This is a genomic window from Pseudoalteromonas sp. P1-7a, from assembly GCF_001401855.1.
In the GTDB taxonomy this organism is placed as follows: domain Bacteria; phylum Pseudomonadota; class Gammaproteobacteria; order Enterobacterales; family Alteromonadaceae; genus Pseudoalteromonas.
The window spans coordinates 46,869-69,995 of the sequence record NZ_LKDU01000005.1; the positions used below are offsets into that span (position 1 = coordinate 46,869).

21 protein-coding genes and 1 other RNA gene are annotated in these 23,127 nt (G+C 40.8%); 14 read left to right on the forward strand and 8 right to left on the reverse strand.

The window, feature by feature from the left end; translation table 11 throughout:
• Positions 1-26: 26 nt before the first annotated feature.
• Positions 27-485: a division/cell wall cluster transcriptional repressor MraZ gene (mraZ, locus tag AN389_RS05490; RefSeq protein WP_004589407.1), complete on the reverse strand. Its 459-nt coding sequence runs from the start codon at positions 483-485 to the stop codon at positions 27-29.
• A 766-nt stretch (positions 486-1,251) separates the two neighbouring features.
• On the opposite strand from mraZ, the gene AN389_RS05495 reads away from it, so the two are divergent.
• Genes AN389_RS05495 through AN389_RS05505 form a run of 3 tightly spaced genes read left to right on the forward strand, consistent with a single transcriptional unit; the run spans position 1,252 to position 2,295 of the window.
• A complete protein-coding gene (locus AN389_RS05495) occupies positions 1,252-1,590 on the forward strand; it encodes a DUF883 domain-containing protein (protein ID WP_082422669.1) in 339 nt (112 codons plus the stop codon).
• Between the two features lie 5 nt (positions 1,591-1,595).
• A complete protein-coding gene (locus AN389_RS05500; RefSeq protein WP_055014179.1) occupies positions 1,596-2,042 on the forward strand; it encodes a hypothetical protein in 447 nt (148 codons plus the stop codon).
• Between the two features lie 10 nt (positions 2,043-2,052).
• Complete coding sequence (locus tag AN389_RS05505) at positions 2,053-2,295, forward strand: hypothetical protein (RefSeq protein WP_055019423.1); 243 nt, start codon at positions 2,053-2,055, stop codon at positions 2,293-2,295.
• Between the two features lie 70 nt (positions 2,296-2,365).
• On the opposite strand, the gene AN389_RS05510 is transcribed toward AN389_RS05505, so the two are convergent.
• Together AN389_RS05510 and AN389_RS05515 are read right to left on the reverse strand one after the other, a co-directional pair.
• The gene (locus tag AN389_RS05510) at positions 2,366-3,346 is read right to left on the reverse strand and encodes a glutathione S-transferase family protein (RefSeq protein WP_055019424.1); all 981 of its coding nucleotides are present in this window, start codon (positions 3,344-3,346) and stop codon (positions 2,366-2,368) included.
• Between the two features lie 21 nt (positions 3,347-3,367).
• Positions 3,368-4,210: a pirin family protein gene (locus AN389_RS05515; RefSeq protein ID WP_055019425.1), complete on the reverse strand. Its 843-nt coding sequence runs from the start codon at positions 4,208-4,210 to the stop codon at positions 3,368-3,370.
• A 345-nt stretch (positions 4,211-4,555) separates the two neighbouring features.
• Between AN389_RS05515 and AN389_RS05520 the strand changes: the two genes are divergently transcribed.
• Both AN389_RS05520 and AN389_RS05525 read left to right on the forward strand, forming a co-directional pair.
• On the forward strand, positions 4,556-7,576 hold the full coding sequence (locus tag AN389_RS05520) for an EAL domain-containing protein (RefSeq protein ID WP_082430535.1): 3,021 nt from the start codon (positions 4,556-4,558) through the stop codon (positions 7,574-7,576).
• 73 nt (positions 7,577-7,649) lie between these two features.
• Positions 7,650-8,540: a LysR family transcriptional regulator gene (locus AN389_RS05525; RefSeq protein ID WP_055019427.1), complete on the forward strand. Its 891-nt coding sequence runs from the start codon at positions 7,650-7,652 to the stop codon at positions 8,538-8,540.
• On the opposite strand, the gene AN389_RS05530 is transcribed toward AN389_RS05525, so the two are convergent.
• Entirely contained in the window at positions 8,537-9,499 is a 963-nt protein-coding gene (locus AN389_RS05530) for a YihY/virulence factor BrkB family protein (RefSeq protein ID WP_055014185.1), read from the reverse strand. The genes AN389_RS05525 and AN389_RS05530 overlap by 4 nt on opposite strands.
• 130 nt (positions 9,500-9,629) lie before the next feature.
• Here AN389_RS05530 and AN389_RS05535 point away from each other — a divergent pair, with 130 nt between their 5' ends.
• The 5 genes from AN389_RS05535 to AN389_RS05555 all read left to right on the forward strand — a co-directional run bounded on the left by AN389_RS05535 (position 9,630) and on the right by AN389_RS05555 (position 17,044).
• Positions 9,630-10,700, forward strand: coding sequence for a mechanosensitive ion channel family protein (locus AN389_RS05535; RefSeq protein ID WP_055019449.1), 1,071 nt, complete (start codon positions 9,630-9,632; stop codon positions 10,698-10,700).
• A 526-nt stretch (positions 10,701-11,226) separates the two neighbouring features.
• Positions 11,227-12,498 carry a dicarboxylate/amino acid:cation symporter gene (locus tag AN389_RS05540; protein ID WP_055019428.1) on the forward strand — a complete coding sequence of 424 codons (1,272 nt, stop codon included), beginning with the start codon at positions 11,227-11,229 and terminating at the stop codon, positions 12,496-12,498.
• A 33-nt stretch (positions 12,499-12,531) separates the two neighbouring features.
• Positions 12,532-13,593: a putative porin gene (locus tag AN389_RS05545; RefSeq protein WP_055017507.1), complete on the forward strand. Its 1,062-nt coding sequence runs from the start codon at positions 12,532-12,534 to the stop codon at positions 13,591-13,593.
• A 335-nt stretch (positions 13,594-13,928) separates the two neighbouring features.
• Positions 13,929-15,635: a transporter substrate-binding domain-containing protein gene (locus AN389_RS05550; RefSeq protein ID WP_146258064.1), complete on the forward strand. Its 1,707-nt coding sequence runs from the start codon at positions 13,929-13,931 to the stop codon at positions 15,633-15,635.
• Positions 15,632-17,044 carry a sigma-54 dependent transcriptional regulator gene (locus AN389_RS05555; RefSeq protein WP_055019430.1) on the forward strand — a complete coding sequence of 471 codons (1,413 nt, stop codon included), beginning with the start codon at positions 15,632-15,634 and terminating at the stop codon, positions 17,042-17,044. Before AN389_RS05550 ends, AN389_RS05555 begins: the two co-directional genes overlap by 4 nt.
• Before the next feature lie 75 nt (positions 17,045-17,119).
• On the opposite strand, the gene rnpB is transcribed toward AN389_RS05555, so the two are convergent.
• Positions 17,120-17,498: RNase P RNA component class A (gene rnpB, locus AN389_RS05995), an RNA gene on the reverse strand.
• Positions 17,499-17,541: 43 nt separating this feature from the next.
• The gene (gene rsmI / locus AN389_RS05560; protein WP_055014190.1) at positions 17,542-18,399 is read right to left on the reverse strand and encodes a 16S rRNA (cytidine(1402)-2'-O)-methyltransferase; all 858 of its coding nucleotides are present in this window, start codon (positions 18,397-18,399) and stop codon (positions 17,542-17,544) included.
• Between the two features lie 61 nt (positions 18,400-18,460).
• On the opposite strand from rsmI, the gene AN389_RS05565 reads away from it, so the two are divergent.
• The 4 genes from AN389_RS05565 to dolP all read left to right on the forward strand — a co-directional run bounded on the left by AN389_RS05565 (position 18,461) and on the right by dolP (position 21,951).
• Complete coding sequence (locus AN389_RS05565) at positions 18,461-20,344, forward strand: penicillin-binding protein activator (RefSeq protein ID WP_055017514.1); 1,884 nt, start codon at positions 18,461-18,463, stop codon at positions 20,342-20,344.
• A gap of 12 nt (positions 20,345-20,356) precedes the next feature.
• A complete protein-coding gene (locus AN389_RS05570; protein ID WP_055014192.1) occupies positions 20,357-20,728 on the forward strand; it encodes a YraN family protein in 372 nt (123 codons plus the stop codon).
• 70 nt (positions 20,729-20,798) lie between these two features.
• Positions 20,799-21,392, forward strand: a complete 594-nt coding sequence (locus AN389_RS05575; RefSeq protein ID WP_055014193.1) for an SIS domain-containing protein — start codon at positions 20,799-20,801, stop codon at positions 21,390-21,392.
• Positions 21,385-21,951: a division/outer membrane stress-associated lipid-binding lipoprotein gene (gene dolP, locus AN389_RS05580; protein ID WP_004589110.1), complete on the forward strand. Its 567-nt coding sequence runs from the start codon at positions 21,385-21,387 to the stop codon at positions 21,949-21,951. The genes AN389_RS05575 and dolP overlap by 8 nt, the downstream gene beginning before the upstream one ends.
• A gap of 48 nt (positions 21,952-21,999) precedes the next feature.
• Here the strand turns inward: dolP and AN389_RS05585 are convergent, their stop codons facing one another.
• Positions 22,000-22,440, reverse strand: coding sequence for a ClpXP protease specificity-enhancing factor (locus AN389_RS05585; protein ID WP_055014194.1), 441 nt, complete (start codon positions 22,438-22,440; stop codon positions 22,000-22,002).
• Positions 22,440-23,066, reverse strand: coding sequence for a stringent starvation protein SspA (sspA, locus tag AN389_RS05590; RefSeq protein WP_055014195.1), 627 nt, complete (start codon positions 23,064-23,066; stop codon positions 22,440-22,442). Before sspA ends, AN389_RS05585 begins: the two co-directional genes overlap by 1 nt.
• Positions 23,067-23,127 lie beyond the last annotated feature (61 nt).

The following is a 23,127-nucleotide window of genomic DNA, read 5'->3' on the forward strand; positions in this document are numbered from 1 at the left end:
GCTTGTGTTTGCCTTTTTTAGTGCCGTTAGAGTGTGAAATTATCTAAATCTTGGTTTGCTTCAAAATCGCCAAGCCTTTCCAGCTCAGTGTCTTGGCGCATTTGTTCGTGCCAACGCGCTTCATCCCAAATTTCAAATTTATTCATTAAACCAACTAGCATGATCTTTTTGCCAAGTTCTGCGTGGCTACGCAATGAAGGCGCCAGCAAAATCCGACCATTTTTATCAAGTTGATACTCTGTGGCATTACCTAACAACATACGTTGCATTCGGCGAGCACGTGGATTCATATTAGAGATTTTAGACAAGCGGCTTTCTATTTCTTGCCACTGTGCAAGAGGATACAACCATAAACACGGTTCGTTTAGCGCAATGGTACATATTACCGTTCCTTGATCTTCAGACAGCAAAGCGTCTCGGTACTTAGTCGGTACCGCAAAACGTCCTTTATCATCCAAGCTCAGTGAACTAGCGCCACGAAACATAAAAAGCCTACTTTTAAATTGTGTAATCGCGTTTCGATTAATTTGATCCAGTTAGATCCACTAAAAACCACTTTTTACCACAGTGCTCCAGTTTAGGGCTTGACAAGCCTTTTTGTCAAGTAAGCTGACCAGCTTTAACGTCTCGCTAAGCTAGAAAAAATAAGGCTTTACGCAAAGCGATTGAATTACGTGGGAAAAAGTGGAGGTAGTAGATAAAATTTTTTTAAAGCGTTGCTAATAACGTTTGGTTTACATAATTTGCTTACTGAATAATCAATGAATAATTACAAAAAAATGAATCTAGGGCCTGTTGACCTTTAAGGATTATAATTTGTTCAATCTAGGGGGCATTTAATCGCGGCGTGAGGTTTGTAACCTAGTGGGCTAAGTAAAAACCGAGTAACAGAGAGTAAATTGCCCTAGGCAGAACCCTTCGGGCAGCGCCTGTTTGACATTTATACGTCGTTATCGCCTATTTATGGGGAATAACCACACTACATAGGCTCTACCTTGCCTAAATCCCAAACAGACTGCTGCAAATTAAACTTCGAAAGGTAAACAGGCCATAGTTTATAGCCATGTAAAATTTACTTAGCACGGCAGCAATACTTACTTCATGCTGCTTTTAATTTAATCTACCGCGCCCTACCATAAAACAATAAAAACAACTAAATCAAACAGTTAAAATATTTTTAATGGTTGGTTTGATCGTTGCATCTGCTATAGCACCAGTTAAATTTTTTATTTTATTTATTAAGGATTGATTATGGCTACTGCAACAAATACAAAACCGAATACTGAAACAAACATGAAACCTGATCTTAAACAAAAAGAAAGTGAAGCTCCGCTTACAGAAAAGGCAACCTCTGTGGCACATGATGCGGTAGATGCGCTTTCAAGCAAGGCTTCGATTGCTGAATCTAGCGTTCGCAAAGGTGCTTCAAGCTCTGCAGAAGCGCTAAGTGAAAAACAGCTTATTGCCCGTGAAAAATTATCTGAGTGCAGCGCTAAAACGCGTGCTTTTGCTTCAGAAAATCCACTAGCGACAGCAGGTATTGCTTTTGCGGCTGGTATGCTTGTAACGTCATTATTTCGTCGTAAGTAAAAATAATGAGTAGCTCACAAACAACTGCAACCACGGACGGTAATGCTCAAAATCAAACGACTGAAGACCCTACTCAAAAGGACGATTGGCAGGATCATATAGCAAAGATCATTGAATACTCTGACCAGCTCAAGGAGGATTATAAAACGCAAGGAAAGCTTACCCACCAACTTGCAAAGGCTGAGTGGAAGCTGTCGTTACGATCAATGGCGTTGATCACTATATTTTTAGGGTGCTTTGCCAGTGGTTTGATTTTGTTGTGGGCCGGCTTACTAGGTGCAATTGGTTACGGTGTATACGATTTATTTGGCTCGGTTTGGCTAAGTTTTGCTACGGCTGCACTCGCGCAGATAATCTGTTTAGTTTGGCTTTGGCGAAATACCGTTTACCTAAGCAACAAAATTGGTTTTAGTAAAACGATTAAAAGTATTAAGCAACTTTTAAATCTTTAAGGAAATAACCATGCTCGTTAATTTTCTAATTAAAGAACCTAATGAGAACGTTGACACGTTAAATAAACAAATGGATTTACAGCACGCATTAAAGCGCCAGCACAATGCAGCAATAAAGTACCGCTTTAAACGTTTTGCAGCGACTAAGGTGGGATTGGCCTCTGCTTTTATAGCTGGTGCAACGCTGCAGGCAGGTAAAAGTGAAAACAGCTTTGTGCGTAAATACGGCTGGCTAGTAAAATTATTTGCATAGCAGCAATTGCAAGCATACACGCTTTTTTATGAGTGCAATTGCTACTTATTGTGCTGTACTCAAATAGCACTTAGCCTAACGACGATCTGTTATGGTTTTGGGTAAAGTTCAGGGCAGGCCCTTTTGGGATAACTTGCGTTGGATTAATCATTTTGTGGCTAAAATAGTAATGTCGCTTAATATGCTCAAAGTCTACCGTACTGGCCACTCCCTCTATTTGGTATAATTCACGAACATAGTTACTGAGCGCTGGGTAGCTTTCTATAGTGCGTAAATTACACTTAAAATGCCCTACATATACGCTGTCAAATCGGATGAGTGTTGTAAATAAACGCCAATCTGCCTCGGTTAATGTGCCCCCCATCAGGTAACGATTTTTACTTAGTATGTCCTCTACTTTATTAAGTGCTTTAAATAACGCAGTAAATGCATCTTCGTATGCTATTTGCGTGGTTGCAAAACCCGCTTTATATACCCCGTTATTAATATTGGTATAAACAAGGTCGTTAATTTCGTCAATATCAGCTTGAAGTGATTGCGGGTAATAGTCATCCGGATTATGAGTAATCTCGTTAAATGCACTATTAAACATACGAATAATATCTGCAGACTCATTACTAACAATTTTATTTTGCTGCTTATCCCAAAGTACAGGTACAGTTACTCGCCCACTGTAATTTGCATCGTGCTTAGTATAAATTTGATGTAAGTATTCACTATTAAATAAATCATCGCCGCTACTTAGCTTATTTATATCAAAGCTCCAGCCCTTATCTAACATATCAGGACTGACGACCGATACGCTAATAACATCGCTTAGGCCTTTTAGCTGTCTAAATATAAGTGTGCGATGCGCCCACGGGCATGCTAAGGAAACATATAAGTGGTAACGATTTGCTTGCGCTTTAAATCCGCCGCTTCCTGTAGGCCCGGGGCTACCATCTTTTGTGATCCAATTACGAAGCTTTGCTGCCTCGCGTTTAAATTTACCATTATTCGAGTCAGTGTCGTACCATTTATCTTGCCATTGGCCATCAACTAATAAACCCATAATAACCTCCTCAGTTAACGATTAAATGGTGCCAAATTCACCGTTTTGATAATCACGCACCGCTTGTTTAATTTCCTCTTGCGTGGTCATTACAAACGGGCCCATATGTGCAATAGGCTGCTCAAGCGGGTTACCCGCTAAAATAAGTATTCCCGCGCCTTTTTTTGAAGAAACGTCAATGTCACTGTTTTCATTTAATATAAGTAACTTGCCAGCATTAAAGGTTTGCCCATCACCCGAAATAAGCTCGCCTGCATGAACATAAATCATTACTTTACGCTGTTTAAGCCTTGCTAACTGTATGCGTGTATTGATAGGGAGAGTAACATTAGCCAGTGCGGCATTGGCCGCTAAGCTTTGCAAACTCGACGTTAGCGTGTAATTGTCAAACTGCCAACTCCCCGCAAGTGCAGTAAAGATAACGCCTTGCTTGTTAGTTACTACAGGAGCTGGATTTTGTGTTGTGTCTTGATAGCGTGGCGCACGCATTTTTTCGTCGCTGGGCATATTGATCCAAACTTGAAAGCCATGCAGCCCCTCTTTTGTATCTGCCAATGGCATTTCACTGTGCATAACGCCTCTACCTGTACTCATCCACTGTACATCGCCAGAGCGGATCGCTTTTTTATTGCCCATTTGATCTTGGTGCTCAAAACCACCTTTAATAATGTATGTAAAGGTTTCTATGCCACGATGAGGGTGCGGGGGAAAACCACCAATATAGTCACTTTCATTATTAGACTTTAGCTCATCAATCATCAAAAAGGGGTCGAGATATTTGCCATCAAAACCAGGTATTCGGCTGATATTTACACCATCCCCATCTTGTGTTGCATAAGCTGTTAACACTTTTGCTATATTCATATTTAAAATACTGTAGTAGATTAATTAATGAGCTTATTAAAACATTGATAAAACCAGACAACCATGTCTTTAAATCGAGTAAATCGTTCTAATTTTTAGAAGCCACCTTGATAATGGCGATAATTCGGTTATGTTGCATAATAGGCTTAATGATTAAAAGCTCAGGCTTGGGCTGATTTATAATAACTTTTTAATACAACCCTATATTTTGTATGGTTATTTTCAGCTTTTATGTCTACAATCATTTTTTAGGAACATAAAGTCCAAGGAGATCTTATCTTTACTTCATCGCTTAAAAGCCAGCTCTATAGATTACTTATCCTGCTTAGCATTCCGGGCGCTGCAGTGACGGTATTTACGCTATGGTATGAGCGTGATGCTGCTATAGAAAAAAGTGAAGAAAGAATAGTAAATATAGCTAAGCAATTGACACAGCATCAAAAAACGATGGTTGATGATGTTAAACGGGTGACTATTTATTTAGCCGATAAAACGGCAAAAAGTAACACGCTCCCTAAGACCTGCCCTGGCTACTTTTATGAAATAAAAGCCCTGTATAAAAATATTGCAAATATAGGTATTGTTGATAAAAACGGCGACCTTCAGTGTGTAACAAATGGGCGTAGTAAGAATATTAATATTAGCGATCGTACTTATTTTCAAAATGCTATTAATAATAAAAGCTTTTCGGTGGGGTATTTTCAATACGACCGGAGTATTCAAGCGCAAAGTGTCAATTTTGCCTACCCGATTATAGACTCTAATAACCAACTAAAAGGCACACTAGTTACTGTTATAGCATTGAACTGGTGGAACATAGTACTAAGCGAAGCTAAATTACCTAACAACGCTAAAGCTGTTATTGCCGACTCTAACGGCTTAATACTCGCCAATTACCCTAATCAACCACGTGATTTAGGCCAAAAAATTACCGATGTAGATTTACTTCATGCTAAAAGTTCATTAACCGTATTTAAAAATGCAAAAGGCGAAAACCAAATTTTTCATCGCTCAGTTATATATGAAGACGGGCATGGTAATAATTTAGACATTCATATTGCTGTTTCAGTTGAGGATTTTATTAATAAGGTTAATGAAAGCTTTGCTAAAACTATTTTTGCATTTTTATTGGCTATTGCCTTATTAGTATTACTTGCTAGGCGTTTAATTAAACAAAGTATATTTAAACCTATCGCTAATTTAACTAAAGCCACTGATGAGCTTGCAGATGGTGCTATGCCTAAACATATTAAAAAGCCCAATAGCCCAGAATTAAAAGCACTTTACGACCGTTTTGCTGTTATGGCGCAGACCCGACTATCTGCAGAGGCAAAATTAAAAAACAAGCACAACGAATTAATGAGCTTATTAAATGCTTTACCCGATACCTACATACGTATAAACACCCAAGGTGAAGTACTTTATATTGGCGGGCATATTAGCCCTGTGCTAAGCGTTGACCCTAGCTCCGCGCTTAAATTAGCTGATGTACTGCCTAAGGCCAGTGCCGAGCTATTACTTTCTCATTTAGGGAGTTTGCAGAGCTCGCAAACACTCGAGCTTTCATTAAGTAAAAAATCTAAAGAGCACTTTTTCGAAGCAAGAATTAATACCCTTACTAATAATGAATACATTATTGTGCTTAGAGATATTAGCCAAAAAAAGGTCAACGAAAAAGCACTTCATTTAGCGTCGCTTGTATACAGTAATAGCAGTGAAGGGATGATGATTACAGACCCTGATGGCGTTATTTATGATGTAAACCCTGCGTTTTGCGAAACAACTCAATACAGCAAAGAAGAAGCAATTGGTAAAACCAGTCGCATTTTAGCGTCGGGTAAACATTCAAAAGCATTTTATGAAAAAATGTGGGAAGAGCTCAGGGAAACAGGCCGTTGGCAGGGTGAGATAATTAATCGCAAAAAGAATGGCGACACCTATACCGAATTTCTGATCATAGATACCGTTTACGACGATAAAAACATGCCTACTCGCCGGGTGGCTATATTTACCGACCTAACAGAAAAAAAACAAGCCGATGAAACCATATGGCGAAAAACTCACTTTGATCACTTAACCGACCTACCTAATAGGTTAGAGCTTAAAGAGCGTTTAAATAAACGCTTTGAAAATGTAACTGATGAAACGTGCGAACTTGTCGTGATGTTGCTCGATATTGATCACTTTAAAGATATTAACGACACGTTAGGCCATCATTATGGTGATAATCTACTTAAATTAGTTTCTCAGCGAATAATTCAAGCAGCAGTAAACGCTAGCTTTGTTGCGCGTATTGGCGGGGACGAGTTTGTAATTGTTTACGATCAAGTTAAAAGCGCTCGCCATATAAACCAAATTGCCAGCAATGTATTGCAAAGTCTTTCATCAAGCATACAGCTTGAAGACGAAGAGCTGTTTATCAGCGCCAGTATGGGTATTGCATGCGCACCTAACGATGGCCAAAGCACAGAGCTGCTTTTAAAAGCTGCCGACCAAGCCATGTATAAGGCTAAAAATAACGGCCGTAACGGGTTTGAATTTTTCTCAAAAGATATGCGTATTCACGCACAAGCGCGTATGCAGCTTTTAAAAGATTTACGCTCCGCCATAGAGCTTGAACAATTTGAGCTATTTTATCAGCCTATTGTGGCCTTAAATGATTTACACATTCACAAAGCCGAAGGGCTTATTCGCTGGCACCACCCTAAAAAGGGGTTAGTCTCGCCGGCGACATTTATACCGCTTGCAGAGGAAACTAGGCAAATAAATGCGCTGGGTCAATTTGTATTTACTCAAGCAATACACACCCTAAAAGAAATAAACACCACTATGGGTGAGCAATTTCAAATTAGTATCAATGTTTCGCCTGTGCAGCTATCGACAACCGACAGCGGAATTGATGATTGGTGCGATATGCTAAAGGCTGCAAAACTGCCCGCTTCTTCCATAGTAGCTGAGATCACAGAAGGCCTTATGGTCAACCCAGAGCCACTCACACAAAGTCGCTTAAAAACACTAGTACAATCAGGAATGCAACTGGCTCTAGATGACTTTGGTACTGGCTATTCATCACTTGCTTACCTGCAAGAAATGGATACCGATTACCTAAAAATAGATAAACGCTTTGTTGACAATATAAAAGCAGGAAGCCAAGAGCTTGCTTTATGTGAAGCCATAATTGTAATGGCCCACCAGCTTGGTCTTAAAGTTATTGCCGAAGGAATTGAAACGCAGCAACAAATGCAACTACTGTTAAAGGCAGGATGCGACTACGGACAAGGTTATTTATTTTCAAAGCCCGTGCCTAAAAAAGAGTTTATGTCATTGCTGATCAGCAAAAAAATGGTAATTGCCAATGATAAATAAGCCATTACGCAATAAATAGTGTATCTACACGGTCAGGTTATTTAATTAATAGTAAGTAGTAACAAGGTTTAAAATGGCAAAGGCAACACTCGAGCAATGGAGAATGTTTAAAGCTGTTGTAGAACATGGTGGATTTGCTGGTGCTAGCACCGTAGTATTTAAAAGCCAATCAACCGTGCACCATGCAGTACAAAAGTTAGAATCTGCATTACAAGTAAAGTTGCTTGAAGTAAAAGGCCGTAAAGCGTATTTAACCGATAACGGTAAGCTTATATTACGCCGCGCCGAGTTTTTAATAGACGAAGCCAGTAAAATAGAGTCGGTTGCCGCAACGTTGAGCGAAGGCATTGAAAGCACATTAAAAATAGCGGTAGATGAAGTGTTTCCGCAGCATTTATTGTATCAAGCGCTACGCCATATTAATGAGCAATACCCACTGGTAAAAATAGAATTAATAGAGAGCGTACTTAACGGCGCAAACGAATTACTTACAAATGCAGTGGTCGACCTAGCTATAACCTCTATTGCGCTTTATGGTATTAATTGCCATAGCCTGTGCGATATAGAATTTATTGCTGTTGCGCACCCTGACCACCCCTTACATCAGCGCACTGAGCCTCTAACCTTCAGAGAGCTTAAATTACACAGGCAAATAGTTGTTCGCGATTCAGCCACTCTCACCAGCCACGACGATGGCTGGCTTGGCGCTGATATGCGCTGGACAGTAAGCCACTTACGTAACTCTATCGAGATGGTTAGCCAAAACTTTGGTTATGCGTGGTTGCCTAGTGCGCAGATTCAACCCTACCTTAAAAACAATACACTTAAGCCCCTTAATTTAGAGCAAGGAACAACCCGCTCCCTAAAGCTTTACTTAATGTGCAACGACAGTGACCGTTTAGGTCCTGTTGGCCAAGCATTTACTCAGCATTTAATAAGCTTGTGTAATAACAAACACAACTAAGAGTTTGTTGGTTCATCTACATCAAGGTGATCAGCTACATAGGCGCCGCGTTTACCGCGCTCTTTAGCGGGGCCTTTGGTACTATCTTTCGCTGTTTGTTGTTCGGTTGCCGCATTGATTACCGCCCCAAGCGTAATAATATAGGCACTTATATAAAGCCACATTAGCATAATCACTACCCCACCTAACGAACCATAGGTTTCGTTGTAGCTTGCAAAGTGAGAGACATAAAACGAAAAACCAATTGAGGCTAAAATCCATAATACAGTCGCAATACAAGAGCCAAGAGTGATCCACCGCCATTTAGCGGGTTTTCTGTGTGGTGCATAGCGATACAAAAGCACCAATGCAAAGTTAAACATAAAGGCGAGTAATGGCCACGATATTAACTTTATTAGTAAGTCTATACTTTCTTTTAAGCCTACCAAATTAAGTACTATGGGCAAAATACCTATAATTAGCAAAGCAAAAATAGCCACTAAAATAGCCCCTACCGAAAATAAAAAACGCACAACTTGAGCATGAAAAAATGAGCGTTTTTCATATTCATGATAACTAATATTACACGCCGTAATCAGCGCCTGACTGCCTTTGGAGCTACTCCATATAGTTAGAATAAGTGTACCAATTGCACTTAAGCTTAAACTGGCGTTAGAGGTTTGAGCTAAGCTCGAGACCTGCGATAAAATTAAATCGCTGGTGCTTTGTGGTAATAAGGTAACTATTTTACTCAAGTGTTCACTAATATCGGTGGGCGATGAAAAGTACGCATACACAGAAACCATGGCAGCAATAGCAGGAAAAATGGCAAGCAAGGCATAAAATGCAACGCCCGCTGCAACCAACGATAAGTTATCTTGGCTCATTTGCTTAAAAATGCGTTTGGCTATGTCCCACCAGCCGACAACTGGAATGTGTACTGGTTGCTCGGCATGTTGCCCTCGTTTTGCTTTGCTCATCATCTACTCCTTTTTAGCCTATTATTGAGCAAAAAGTCTGCCAAGCTGCACGCTTAACATTGGTACTAAAATTGCTGATTGTAAGATTATTACAAATTTTAGGTAAATCCCCATGAACAGCCCTATAACCATGCTAATTGCACTGAACACCACGGCTGTTAATGCCTTAAACACCGAACAAAACGTGCTAAGTTGGCAGTATTTATATAGCCAATGCTTGCAATTACTTCACGCAACAGCGCAAATATTACCCACTCTTTTATTAGGTTTTATTCTTTTAACTCTTAGCTACTTTGTTGCAAGTCCATTGTCTAAGCTATTAGTAAAGCCACTTCATTATATGACCAACAGTAAACTTGTACACCTTGTGGCCAAACGCGGTATTAGTATTTTAATTTTATTACTGGGTGTGTATTTATTTTTACGTTTAGCAGGGCTGACCGAATTTGCTATTGCCATTATGAGCGGTACCGGGTTAATAGGCTTAATATTAGGCTTTGCCTTTAGAGACATAGCAGAGAACTTTATTGCTAGTTTACTATTGAGCGTACAGCGGCCATTTAAAATAGACGATGTAATAGAGGTAGATGGCCGCTTAGGGGTGGTTAAAAAGGTCACAGCCCGCGCAACCACCTTAGTTGATTACGATGGCAACCATATACAAATACCTAATGCCACGGTTTACAAAAATACCATTAAAAACCTAACAGCAAATCCAAAAATGCGTGCAAAGGTGGTGATTGGTATAGGTTACGATAACGATATTCGTTATTGCCAAACACTCGCACTTGAAATCGCTAACAAGCAAACGGGTGTGCTTAGTGAGCCACCAGCCCAAGTACTGATTAACAATTTAGGCAGTTCAACAATTAACTTTAATCTATTTTTTTGGGTTAACAGCGAACAGCATAGCCCTTTAAAAGTGGCCTCGCAGTTAATGCGTGAGCTTGTAACCGAGTTTACTAATCAAAGCATTAGCATGCCTGATGATGCACGTGAGCGTATTTTACTCAGTACACCTGATGAGAGTGATACACAAAAGCCCACCAGCAAAACTGAGCAGCCTTCAACTGCTCAGCAAACCACTAAACAGCTGCAACAACAAAATGAAACCCTTGATGATGTAAGTAGCGATACCGACGAAATTCGCGACCAAGCTGAAAAGTCGCGCGATCCTGAACAGGGTAAAAATATTATCTAAGTTCAAGGTACAAGAAAAAATACAGCCATAAATAGTCTATTTACAACTTAATAATGTTTTAAACTCTTTCAAAATGAGAAATATGATTAATTAATGCAGGGAGTATAACTTTTGTTATATCAATAACAAAAGTTATACAACAATCAACCCATTGATTTTAAATGAGTTATTTATAAACCATCATTTAAGCCGCCTTTAACCCGCCTTTCATTATTAATAATTATTCAAAAAGTTATATTAACAAACCACCAACCAAAAACAACAAAATCTATAACATTCAATACGTTATTAACAAAACAGTGCTTGGCATTATTAATGCAATAACAATAATCTAACAACTTTAGAGCTTAATTATGCACGTGTACAAACAACCCCTATCTAAAAAGGCTAACGAGCGCTTACCCATATCATTGCAAGCCCCTTGTATGACCTGTGCACGTACCTGTGCGGTAAGCGTATACGCGTTGACGTCCTAAGCAAAAGTTAAATAGCTCCCACTAAAATTATAAATAATTGGAATAACATTATGACCAGTACAACAAGTATTAATAACAACGAGCCTAAAAAGATGGCGCTCTGGCTAAAAATACTCATAGGTATGATAGCGGGTATTATTGCCGGCATGCTGCTTGGCAATAATGCTGAATATATAAAACCCCTTGGCCAGCTATTTATTAGCGCCATAAAAATGTTAATTGTTCCTCTTATATTTTGCTCATTAATTGTTGGCGTTACCTCAATGAAAGACACCACCAAAATGGGTCGTATTGGTGTTAAATCAATCGTATTTTATTTAGCCACCACCGCCGTAGCTATTTCGATTGGTTTAGGCCTTGGGCTGTTGTTTGAACCTGGCGCAGGCTTAAATATGGTTGCAACCACTGTGGCTGATGCTAAACCTAGCCCTACCCTAGTAGACACCATTGTCGGTTTAGTACCTAAAAACCCTGTAGGCTCACTCGCTTCAGGTAATATATTACAAATTATTGTGTTTGCGTTGAGCTTAGGCATTGCTTTAAACCTAATTGGTGAAAAAGGCGAACCCGCTAGCAAAATGTTTGAAAGCCTAGCCGATGCAATGTACAAGTTAACTGAGCTTGTAATGAAGCTAGCGCCATACGGTGTATTTGCATTAATGGCGTGGGTATCTGGCAAATACGGTCTGGATGTATTACTACCACTTATAAAGGTAATTGGCTTAGTGTACCTAGGCTGCATTATTCACGTTTTAGTGTTGGGGGGCGGCTTTGTAGGCCTAATAGGTAAGCTTAATCCACAGCGTTTTTATAAAGGTATTATTGAAGCGCAAATAATTGCTTTTACTACCACAAGTAGCTCAGGTACCTTACCTGCCAGCATTAAATGCGCCACCCAAAACTTAGGGGTATCACGTACTGTATCAAGCTTTGTACTGCCAGTAGGCGCCACTATTAACATGGATGGCACCGCTTTATACCAAGGTGTGCTAGCTCTGTTTATTGCCCAAGCCTTTGGCATTGACCTCACCACAACAGATTACTTAACCATTATTGCTACAGCCACTTTAGCCTCTGTGGGCACCGCCGGTGTACCCGGCGCTGGCCTTATTATGCTTTCGCTAGTACTGACCACCGTTGGCTTACCACTAGAAGGCATTGCAATAGTTGCCGGTATTGACCGAATTTTAGATATGGCGCGCACTACCATAAATGTAACTGGCGATTTAATGGTTACTTTATTAATTGGCAAAAGCGAAGGCGAGCTTGACATAACCCTTTACAACCAAAACAACACAGCGGCTCAACCCGCTAAGCAATAACCCTCGATTTAGTAATTTGATAGAGAACAAACCATGACTAGTAAACTGATATATTTACCCGTTGCATTAGGTGTTATTGCCTTAGCTAAACCTGCCCACGCAGATATTACAATTGAAGGTTTAAATGGCCTTGAAGCCGTTAAGCTATTTGGCGATATGCGTATGCGTTTTGAGCGCACCGAAGGCGATACAATTGACTCAACAAGCCGCGCTCGTTTGCGTGCTCGTTTTGGCATTAAATACGCGGCGACCGAAAACTGGTCAGCACAAATGCGCTTTAGAACAACCTCAAGCCAGCACGATTCAACCCACCAAACCTTTGGCATCACCGATACCAGCGATAACGATGACTTTGGATTAGACCGCGCCTTTATGAAATACACAGGCCTTAGTAACACCCAAGTATATATTGGTAAAGCGGCCCCCGTTTATATGCACTCATCAGAGCTACTTTTTCGTGACGATATAGCGCTCGAAGGTGTACAAGCTAATTGGAGTAACAACACCTTTAGCGTTAATGCAGGGCATATTATTCTTGAAGAAAACGTTGATAATGGTGAAGGCAAGCGCGATGCCAGCTGGCAACAGCTGCAAGGTGTATACGCTACTGAATTTAATAACGTAAAAGTGAAAGCAGGTATCGGCGGCATTTTTGTAAGTGCCTCCGATACGGCCTACGCCAGTGCTGAATCAGGCCTTGATGATGACCAGGCGGGTAATGTAATGACCTACAACCTTGATGTACGTTATGGCCCAGTGCGCTTTGCAACTGATTACTACACCAGTGAAGCCGACACTGAAAACACCGCCTATACCGTACACGCACGCTATCAAATAAATAAAGAGTTTGGCCTGCGATTTTATGTGCTACGTACCGAAGCCTATGCATTACCGATGAACGGCGCGTTTACGCAAACCAATACGCCGGGCTCGTACACCAATATTAAAGGCACACGCGTACAACTAGATTATAAAATTGCAGATAACTTAAATGCCGATTTAAGGTGGTACAGCGTGGATAATATTAATAACGATTTACCTACAAACAACAATGGCCGCGATCGCATTCAAGTAAATCTAAACATGAAGTTTTAAGCGCTCTCTCCCAACCAAATAAAAGCGATTTAATAGCTGTTATTAAATCGCTTTTATTTTTAGCAGTAAAAAGACATAACCTACCTAGTTAGCATCAAAACTCATGGATAACTTATTTTTAGTTACCTTATAATGCAAATAAATAAGACCTAAAATCATGCCAAATTCGTTAGTACCTAATTTATATAAAATTAAAATACAGACTATAGTCCCCTTCCGCCAAATAAAAATAACCATTTTGCAGCTGTAAAAGGAACATACACACCATTTTTTTGTATTGCTTACACAATTAACTAACGGACCTAACACAACTAAAAATGTAGAGGTTTACACACTTGCTCAACAAACAAAACGCTTGGTTTTATGTACTAAAAATAGCGCTACTAAGCCTGATGGCGATCAATAGCGTAAGCAGTTTAGCGCAGGCTAATTTAACTGAGCCTAAACAAATTATAGTGGGCGGCGATTTTAACTACCCACCCTATGAGTTTATTAACGAAGATGGCGAGCTTACAGGCTATAACGTAGAGCTTAGCCAAGAAATAGCGGCGGTAATGGGGCTTAATATAAAAATAAAGCTGATGCCTTGGGCCGAAATAAGAGCTGAGTTTGACCGCGGAAATGTAGATATTTTGCAAGGCATGGCCGCCACACCCGAGCGCACCGACCTATATAACTTTAGCCCGCATACCTTTGTGAACCACTCTATTTTTGCGCGTGGCAATAGCCCTAAAATTACCAATTACACAGAGCTTGAAGGCTTTCGAGTGATTGTTCAAAATAATGGCTCAGCTTTTGATATGCTAAAAGACTCTGGCCTAAAAATAACACTAATACCCGTTGAAACGCACGCCGATGCTCTGCGCTTGCTTGCCTCTGGGCGCTATGATTTTGCTGTAGTTTCAAACTTACCTGGTTTGTATTTAAGTAAAAAACTAGGGCTATCAAATATTACGGCTATTTCTAGCCTAGAAAGAAACAGGCTTTATGGTTATGCCACTAAAACCGCAGATGAAGCACTGTTATCGCAATTTACTCAAGGTTTAGCTATTTTAAAAAATACCGGTCGCCAGCAAGAAATTTACGACAAATGGTTTGGCCCGTTAAACGTATCGCCGTGGTCAAAAGCTGGGGTAATCGCAGGTATATGTGTAGTAGTGCTGCTACTCATTAGTATCGTGGTGATAATATGGAACAAAGCACTGCGTAAAAAAGTAGAAAGCCGTACCAAAGCGCTACAAGCGCAGCAGTTACAGCTACTTCATGCAGATAAAATGGCCTCCTTAGGGGTGTTGGTTTCGGGAGTGGCCCACGAAATTAATAACCCGTGTAGCATTTTAACTTTGAATTTTCCGTTTATAAAAGAAGCCTTTGAAGATGCAACAGACATACTCGATGAGCACCAAGCACGCCGAGGCGACTTTCTTATTGCGGGTGTACGCTACCCACGTTTTAAACAAATGTTGCCAGAAATTTTAGACGATATGCACATCGCCAGTAACAAAGTAAAAGGCATAGTAGAAGATTTAAAAAGCTTTGCGGTAAAAGGTGAAACATCACACGAAAAAACAGAGCAATTAGATTTAAACTTACTAACAAACCGCTCTATTCGCTTAGTTACAAACCAAATTAAAAACGCTACAAACCACTTAGAGGTTAACCTAGCCAATTCGCTACCTTTGTTTAAAGGCAGCGGCAGTCGCATCGAACAGGTAATCGTTAATTTGATTTTAAATGCTTGCCAAGCGCTTGAAGATAAATCGCAAAAAATCATTATCACCAGCTATTTCCATACTAAACACAATCACGTTGTGCTGAGCATTGAAGATCAAGGTGTAGGTATTGATCAACAGCACTTAATTAAGCTTACCGATCCGTTTTATACCACCAAACGGCAATCGGGTGGCACCGGTTTAGGGCTATCTGTATCAGCGGGGATCGTGGCGGATCACCAAGGCCAACTCACCTTCAAATCAACGCTCGGTAAAGGCACAAAAGTAAAGCTTTCACTACCCTTATTACAACACGAGAGTGAACTATGAATACTAATTTATACCCTAGTTTTGAGGTCCTTATTTGTGATGACGACAACAGCTTTCTACGAAGCATATCGTTTGCAATAGAGCGCTACTGCGGCATTAACAACATTGTACAATGTAACGATAGCCGCGATGTAATAGCCAAACTAAACCAAGGAAATATTCGTGTTGTATTGCTTGATTTAAACATGCCACATATCAGTGGTGATGAGCTTATAGCGCAAATTACCGAGCTTTTTCCACACATTTCGGTGGTGATCATCAGTGGCATTAATCAAGTAGAAGCCGCTGTAAAATGTATAAAATTAGGCGCTTATGGTTACCATGTAAAAACAGAAGATCCCGAACGCCTAAGTAATAGCATAATGCAGGTGGTGCGTTTTCAAGAGCTAAACTTAGAAAACCAAGCCATGCGTGGCTACCTACTAGAAAATCAAACAAGCCTGGATCCTGCGTTTTCTAAAATTATTAGTGTGGATCATCAAATGCATTCGGTGTTTAATTACATCCAATCTATATCAAACAGCCAGCAGCCTATTTTAATTACCGGCGAAAGTGGCGTAGGCAAAGAGCTCATAGCCAGAGCAATTCACGAAACCAGCGGTTGCAGTGGTGAGCTTGTGTGTGTAAACGTAGCCGGCCTTGATGATAACTTGTTTTCGGATACCTTATTTGGCCACAAAAAAGGTGCGTTTACAGGCGCAGAGCAAGCCCGTAAAGGGATGATAGAACGTGCATCAGGCGGGATATTATTTCTTGATGAAATTGGCGATTTAAACCTCGCCTCACAAGTAAAGTTATTAAGGCTTTTGCAAGAAGGCGAATATTACCCAGTAGGCAGCGATACACCAAAACGCATTAATGCGCGCATTATTGCAGCCACTCACCAAAACTTACTCACTAAAAAAGAAAAAGGCGAATTTAGAAACGACTTATACTACCGTTTAAAAATTCATCATGTGAATATTCCACCACTTAGGGAGCGCAAACAAGACATCCCTTTACTGCTAGAGCATTTTTTAACGCTTGCCGCACAAGAATTTAATAAACCGATGGCAAGTATTCCAAAAGAATTATTAATTTTACTCGAAAACTATACATTCCCTGGCAATATCAGAGAGCTGCGCGCCATGGCCTTTGATGCAATGAGCACCCACCAAAGCGGCGCACTATCTATGAAAGCGTTTGAAAGCGTACGCAGCGCCGTGCCTGCATTAGATATGCATGCCCAGCTTTCAAAACCGCTGTTTGAGTCGTCATCCACTTTGCCTACACTAAAACAAGCGGCAGAGTTATTAGTCGCAGAGGCAATGAAGCGCGCTAACTCAAACCAATCATTAGCAGCCCAGTTGCTTGGTATATCGCAACCAGCACTCAGTAAGCGACTTAAAAAAGGCCAGCCAGAACCTTAAAAAACAACACAATACTTAATCAAATTTTAGGCACAAAAAAGCCCGCAGCGTTAACTGCGGGCTGTTTTGTTGAATGAGTGAGTTAGCCATATAAGCCGGGTTCTGTCCTTTCCGAAGAAAGTGATAATCATTCGTCTAGGCCATAAATCGCTCTATGGCTCAAGCAACCTACCCGGTTCTCACGTGGGCCACGCGTTCATTATTTAAAATGATAGAACCCTATTTGGTCTTGCTCCGAGTGGAGTTTACCTTGCAACCGACTATTACTAGCGGCCCGGTGCGCTCTTACCGCACCCTTTCACCCTTACCAACCCGAAAGTTGGCGGTCTCCTCTCTGCTGCACTTGTCGTGGACTCACGCCCCCCAGCCGTTAGCTGGCACTCTGCCCTGTGGAGCCCGGACTTTCCTCCCCCTGATCATTTTCGTCACAGGCAGCGATTATCTTGGCTAACTCGGCGCGCAGTATACATGAGCTGCGCCTTGTACGCAGTAAAGATTTACGCTTTTTCGTCAATAATTGTTTTATACAGGGCGTTTTTCTTCATTCCAAAGTATTCTGCAACAATTCCACAGGCTTTTTTCATCGGCATTTCGCTTTCAAGTAGCGCCAGCATTTTACGCGCCTCGGGTGGGATATCGTCCACAAGCTTAGGTTTGCCTGGCAACATTAAAACAATTTCGCCACGTTGCTTAGTGGGATCATCAGTTAAAAATTGCTTAAGCTCACTCACTGTGCCGTTAAAAAAGGTTTCAAAGGTTTTGGTTAGCTCTTTTGCAAATACCACTTGTTGCTCATTACCAAGTGCCGCTTCTAAATCATCTAGGCTTGCCATAATACGGTGCGTACTTTCGTACATTATGCTGGTAATGCCTGAATTAACAGCCTCAATAAAAAAGTCTTGCCTTGCTTTGCTTTTAGCCGGTGTAAAGCCAATAAACTGAAAACGATCGGTTGGTAGGCCCGAGCAACACACCGCAGTAATCGCAGCACACGCACCAGGCACGGGCGTTACATGTGCGCCTTGCTCGCGGCACAAGTTTACTACGGCATAACCAGGGTCGCTTATTAGCGGCGTGCCGGCATCTGATACCAGCGCGATATTTTTGCCTTCGTTTAGCCAATCAATAATCTGCTGCGCTTTTTGTTTTTCGTTATGGTCATGTAATGCAAAGGTTTTAGCCTTTATACCAAAGTGGCTTAGCAGCTTACCGGTGTGGCGCGTGTCTTCAGCAGCGATTAAGTCAACCTGCGATAATGTCGCGATGGCACGCTGGCTTAAGTCGTCATAATTGCCAATTGGGGTGGCTACAATGTAAAGAGTGCCAATTTTCTGTGAATTCTCCTCATTTAACATTGAGGTCTCCTGCGTCAGTCAGTAATATAAGCAAATCGCGTTAACGTATTGGGAAATCATTGTGCGACTTAAACTTGTTAGTCTATTAATTATATTGTCAGGGTTATCGGCCTGTAGCACAACCGAAAAACCAACTAAAAATAGCGATAGTACTAATGCCAGTGCGAATGCGCTGCAAAATCAAGCAACCAGTGCCGATGCTATTTATAAATTAGCCTTAAACCGCACCGGTGCAGACAAAATTCAATTACTTTACAGTGCCCGAGATGCCGCAATTTCGGAGCAAAGCTGGCCGTTACTTGAAAATATTTGTAATGAGCTTGAGCAAACCCCAAGCGTTGATAAAATTCAAAACCGCTTATACATTGCTTATGCGCAAAAGCAGCAAAATAAAAACGATCAAGCGCTCGTTATTTTACAATCGCTAGACGGCCAACTTAAACAGCCTGAGCACTTTGCTTGGCATCAATATTTAACTGCTAGCATTTATGCATCACAAAACTTTCCTAAGCGCGCTGCACCTTACTTTTTTAGGGCCTCAGAAACAGCGAATAAAAACAACATTGAAATTCCTTCATTGCAACAAGCGCTTTGGGATAACTTAACTAAGCTGTCTTCTTATGCGCTAGAGCGCTTTAATCGTGGCTCTGTTATTCAACAAGGTTGGACTAATTTAGCTTTGTACCACCAGGTATATGCAAATAGCGGTGTAGAGCTTGACCAAGCCATTAATAACTGGCGTCGCCGTTACCCAGGGCACCCTGCAGTGGCTATTTTACCTGAGCAAGATGAAGCACTAGCCAACCTAGCCCCAGTAAATATTGAGCGTTTAGCTGTACTTTTACCGCAATCAGGCGCCAATGAGCGTTTAGGTGACGCCCTTAAAGCAGGCATTTTAGCAGGGCTTGATAAGCAAACTATTAGCGATACCGTTTTTATTGATGAAAACCTCTCAACTCAAGCGTTAAACGAGCAACTAAGCCAATTTAATCCAGACTTTGTGATTGGGCCATTATTAAAAGCGAATATTGATAAACTTGCGCAAGCTAAAACACTTATCGATACGCCAACATTACACTTAAATACGTTTGATGGCGAACGACTCTCGCTGCAACACTACTTTTTTGCTTTAAACCCTGAACATGAAGTACAGCAAGCGCTGGAGCACTTTTTAGCTAAAGGTTATCAAAAGCCCATGCTATTAGCGCCTAATAATGCTAATGGTCAACGTTTGGTAGATTACTTTAATATTCAGTGGCAGCGCTATAGCGAAACCAAACCGCAAATTGGTTTTTATAACGATAACAAAGACATGCCAAACACAATTACAAGCTTGTTAGAGGTCGATAAATCTAAGCAGCGTATTAAAATGGTTAAATCTTTATTTAAACAAGAAGTAGAAAGTGAAACCCGCTCACGTAGCGATATCGATGCTATTTACATTTTAGGTGATGCCATAGAAACACGCCTGATAAAACCTTATTTAGATGTAAATGTCAGTACTTTTGCAGAGCGTATTCCATTGTACGCTAGCTCAAAAAGCCACAGTAAACAAATCGATCGTACCGACAAAGGCGATTTAGAAGGACTTTACTTTACAGAGCTGCCCTGGATGCTTAATTCAACAGTTAAACAGCATAATTTACGCAACCAATACAACACGTTGTGGCCTGAAAATGCCGATATAAGCCAGCGCTTATTTGCTATGGCTTACGATGCAGTGTCGGTGCTAAGTGATATTAGGCAGCTGAGCATAATGCCCGGCAATAAGTTTACAGGCTTAAGTGGAAAGCTTTCGGTTAATACCAGTGGGCACATAGAGCGTACGCTTGATTGGGCACAATACACAAATAGACGCATAAAAGCCGTACAACTAGAAACAAAGCAGCCCGTACCTTTATTTATGCAATCAGCCAACGAAAGCACTTCGCTTACGTTTGATTAATCTGGAGCGGCTATGTCGTGGTTTAAAGCGCTATGGCAAAATAGCCGAGAAAAAGGCCAGTACTATGAACGCCAAGCAGAAAAATACTTAATCCGTGAGGGGCTAACGCCTATTGAGCGTAATTATTATTGCCCCTTTGGTGAGCTTGATGTGATTATGAAACACGGCGATACGCTTGTATTTGTGGAAGTTAAGTTTCGTAAAAACAATGCCAGAGGCGGCGCAAATTATGCCCTTGGTGCACAAAAACAAGCGCGATTAAAACGTACTATTTATCACTACTTGGCAGCAAAAAACTTAACTAATCAGCCTATCAGAGCCGACTATGTAGCCATTACAGGTCAAGGGGCTGGCAATATAAACTGGATTAAAAACGTACTTTAGAATTATCCACAAACAGATTAGTAAAACGTCCAGCAACATACAAAAATGACGAATAAATTATTGGTAGTCTATGCAAGATACAATTAAAGAAATTTTCACAGAGAGCATTCAAGTACAAATAGCAGCAGGCGAAGTACTGCCCAGCGCACTTGAGTCTGCGGCATTTACCATTGCACAAAGTTTAATTAATGGGAATAAACTTCTTTGCTGTGGCACAACAAACTGCCATATGTTAGCGCAGCACATAGCCGGCGTATTAGTTAATCACTACGAAACTGAGCGCCCCTGTTTACCTGCTATTGCGCTATCTCAAGAAAACATTAATTTAGGACAAAATAGCCAGGTGGATGAGCATGATACCTTTGCTCGCCAAGTACGCGCCTTTGCACAACAAGGCGACTTACTACTTGCGCTTGCCATTAATGGTAACGAAAAACATATTATTTCTGCTGTAGAGGCTGCACTTACTAAAGATATGAAGGTCATAGTGATGGTAGGTGATGACGGTGGAGAACTTGTTGGCTTATTAGGCCCTAATGATGTAGAAATTCGTACGCCTTCTAAGCGACCTAGCCGCATTATTGAATCTCACTTAGTTAACTTACATTGTTTAAGTGAACTGGTTGATTTAACTCTTTTCCCGCAGGATGAAAATTATGTTTAAACGCTCTCTTATTGTTTTAGGTACTGTTGTTTTACTGCAAGGCTGTGCAGCCGCAGTGGTTGCAGGAACAGCTGGTGCAGTAACTGCAGCAAATGATCGCCGTACAATTGGCTCTCAAATAGATGATAATAATATAGAAATTAAAGCCAGTATTGCGCTGAGTGAAGTTGAACGATTAGAAAAGTTTGCTAATGTAGACGCTATAAGCGTAAATGGCATTGTTTTATTAGTTGGGCAAGTCGCCAATCAAGAAATGAAAAACCAAGCTCAGCAAAGCATTGAGGGGCTTTCAGGTATACGTAAAATACACAATCAAATTAGGATTGGCTCTAATATTGGTATTACCACACAAACACACGACTCATGGTTAACTTCTAAAGTAAAAGCGCAGCTGCTAACAGCGAAAGATATTCCAAGTAATAATATTAAAGTAGTAACAGAAAACGCTGAAGTATTTTTAATGGGCTTAGTATCTGAGTCTGAGTCTAACCAAGCGGTTAATATTGCACGCAATGTATCAGGTGTAGAGCGCGTTATTAAAGTGTTTGAATATTTATAAAAGCACATAAAAAAACCGCTAAATTAGCGGTTTTTTTGTATTTAAACGTTACTTAATAACGCGTAAATGCGAACCTTTTTTCTTTTCTGGCTTTTCTGGCGGCGGAGTCTCATCAATAAGTTCATCTGATGTCTCTACACTTTCAAGCTCAGGTGCAAAATCGTCTTCGTCCTCTAAAAACTCTTCTGCGGTAAAGACTGTTCCTTCGCCATTTTCACGCGCATAAATAGCAAGTACTGCACCTAAAGGCACATATACCTGCATTGGCTGCCCACCAAAGCGCGCATTAAAGCTTAGCTGCTCCATATCTAACGAAAACCCAGTTACGGCTGAAGGGCTAATATTAAGCACTATTTGGCCATCTTGTACAAACTGCGTAGGCACTTGCACTGCTGGGTAATCTGCGTCCACCACTAAATGCGGTGTGCACTCGTTATCTACGATCCAATCAAAAAAAGCACGTAATAAATAAGGACGATTAGGCGTCATTATAAACGGATCTCACGCTCTGCTTCAGTTAAAGAAGCTTGGAATGACTCACGCTCAAATAAGCGTATCATGTACTCTTTTAGCTCTTTAGCGCCAGAGCCATTAAGCTCAATACCAAGCTCTGGTAAACGCCATAATAGCGGTGCTAAGTAACAATCTACTAAGCTAAACTCTTCACTCATAAAGTAAGGTGCTTCGTTAAAGATTGGTGCAATTGCAAGTAGTGCTTCTGTTAGCTCTTTACGAGCTTGTTCAGCATCTGCAGTATTGTTATTGATTTTTTCAGCTAAGCTGTACCAATCAGTATCAATACGGTGCATCATTAAACGGCTACGACCACGCATTACCGGATAAACAGGCATTAGTGGAGGATGAGGGAAACGTTCATCAAGGTATTCCATGATGATGTTTGCCTGATATAAGCCAAGCTCACGGTCAATCAGTGTCGGTACTGTACCATAAGGGTTAATTTCGTGAAGTGCCTCTGGCAAGTTATCCTTTTCAGCCAAATGAATATCTACACTTACACCTTTTTCTGCAAGTACAATACGTACTTGGTGGCTATACATACAGTTAGCACCAGAAAAAAGGGTCATTACAGGGCGCTTATTGGCAGCTACGGCCATGCCTATACCTCCATTAAATAACTAAAACAGCAATAGGGGCTTAAGCCCCTATTGCAAAATT

Excerpts from the sequence above, each read along its gene's own strand:
- AN389_RS05525 (WP_055019427.1), top strand. The coding sequence starts at position 7,650 with ATGGCAAAGGCAACACTCGAGCAATGGAGAATGTTTAAAGCTGTTGTA.
- AN389_RS05555 (WP_055019430.1), top strand. The coding sequence starts at position 15,632 with ATGAATACTAATTTATACCCTAGTTTTGAGGTCCTTATTTGTGATGAC.
- AN389_RS05495 (WP_082422669.1), top strand. The coding sequence starts at position 1,252 with ATGGCTACTGCAACAAATACAAAACCGAATACTGAAACAAACATGAAA.
- dolP (WP_004589110.1), top strand. The coding sequence starts at position 21,385 with ATGTTTAAACGCTCTCTTATTGTTTTAGGTACTGTTGTTTTACTGCAA.
- AN389_RS05505 (WP_055019423.1), top strand. The coding sequence starts at position 2,053 with ATGCTCGTTAATTTTCTAATTAAAGAACCTAATGAGAACGTTGACACG.
- AN389_RS05540 (WP_055019428.1), top strand. The coding sequence starts at position 11,227 with ATGACCAGTACAACAAGTATTAATAACAACGAGCCTAAAAAGATGGCG.
- AN389_RS05500 (WP_055014179.1), top strand. The coding sequence starts at position 1,596 with ATGAGTAGCTCACAAACAACTGCAACCACGGACGGTAATGCTCAAAAT.
- AN389_RS05535 (WP_055019449.1), top strand. The coding sequence starts at position 9,630 with ATGCTAATTGCACTGAACACCACGGCTGTTAATGCCTTAAACACCGAA.
- rsmI (WP_055014190.1), bottom strand. The coding sequence starts at position 18,399 with ATGTTAAATGAGGAGAATTCACAGAAAATTGGCACTCTTTACATTGTA.
- AN389_RS05585 (WP_055014194.1), bottom strand. The coding sequence starts at position 22,440 with ATGACGCCTAATCGTCCTTATTTATTACGTGCTTTTTTTGATTGGATC.
- AN389_RS05530 (WP_055014185.1), bottom strand. The coding sequence starts at position 9,499 with ATGAGCAAAGCAAAACGAGGGCAACATGCCGAGCAACCAGTACACATT.
- sspA (WP_055014195.1), bottom strand. The coding sequence starts at position 23,066 with ATGGCCGTAGCTGCCAATAAGCGCCCTGTAATGACCCTTTTTTCTGGT.
- mraZ (WP_004589407.1), bottom strand. The coding sequence starts at position 485 with ATGTTTCGTGGCGCTAGTTCACTGAGCTTGGATGATAAAGGACGTTTT.
- AN389_RS05545 (WP_055017507.1), top strand. The coding sequence starts at position 12,532 with ATGACTAGTAAACTGATATATTTACCCGTTGCATTAGGTGTTATTGCC.
- AN389_RS05570 (WP_055014192.1), top strand. The coding sequence starts at position 20,357 with ATGTCGTGGTTTAAAGCGCTATGGCAAAATAGCCGAGAAAAAGGCCAG.
- AN389_RS05510 (WP_055019424.1), bottom strand. The coding sequence starts at position 3,346 with ATGGGTTTATTAGTTGATGGCCAATGGCAAGATAAATGGTACGACACT.
- AN389_RS05575 (WP_055014193.1), top strand. The coding sequence starts at position 20,799 with ATGCAAGATACAATTAAAGAAATTTTCACAGAGAGCATTCAAGTACAA.
- AN389_RS05515 (WP_055019425.1), bottom strand. The coding sequence starts at position 4,210 with ATGAATATAGCAAAAGTGTTAACAGCTTATGCAACACAAGATGGGGAT.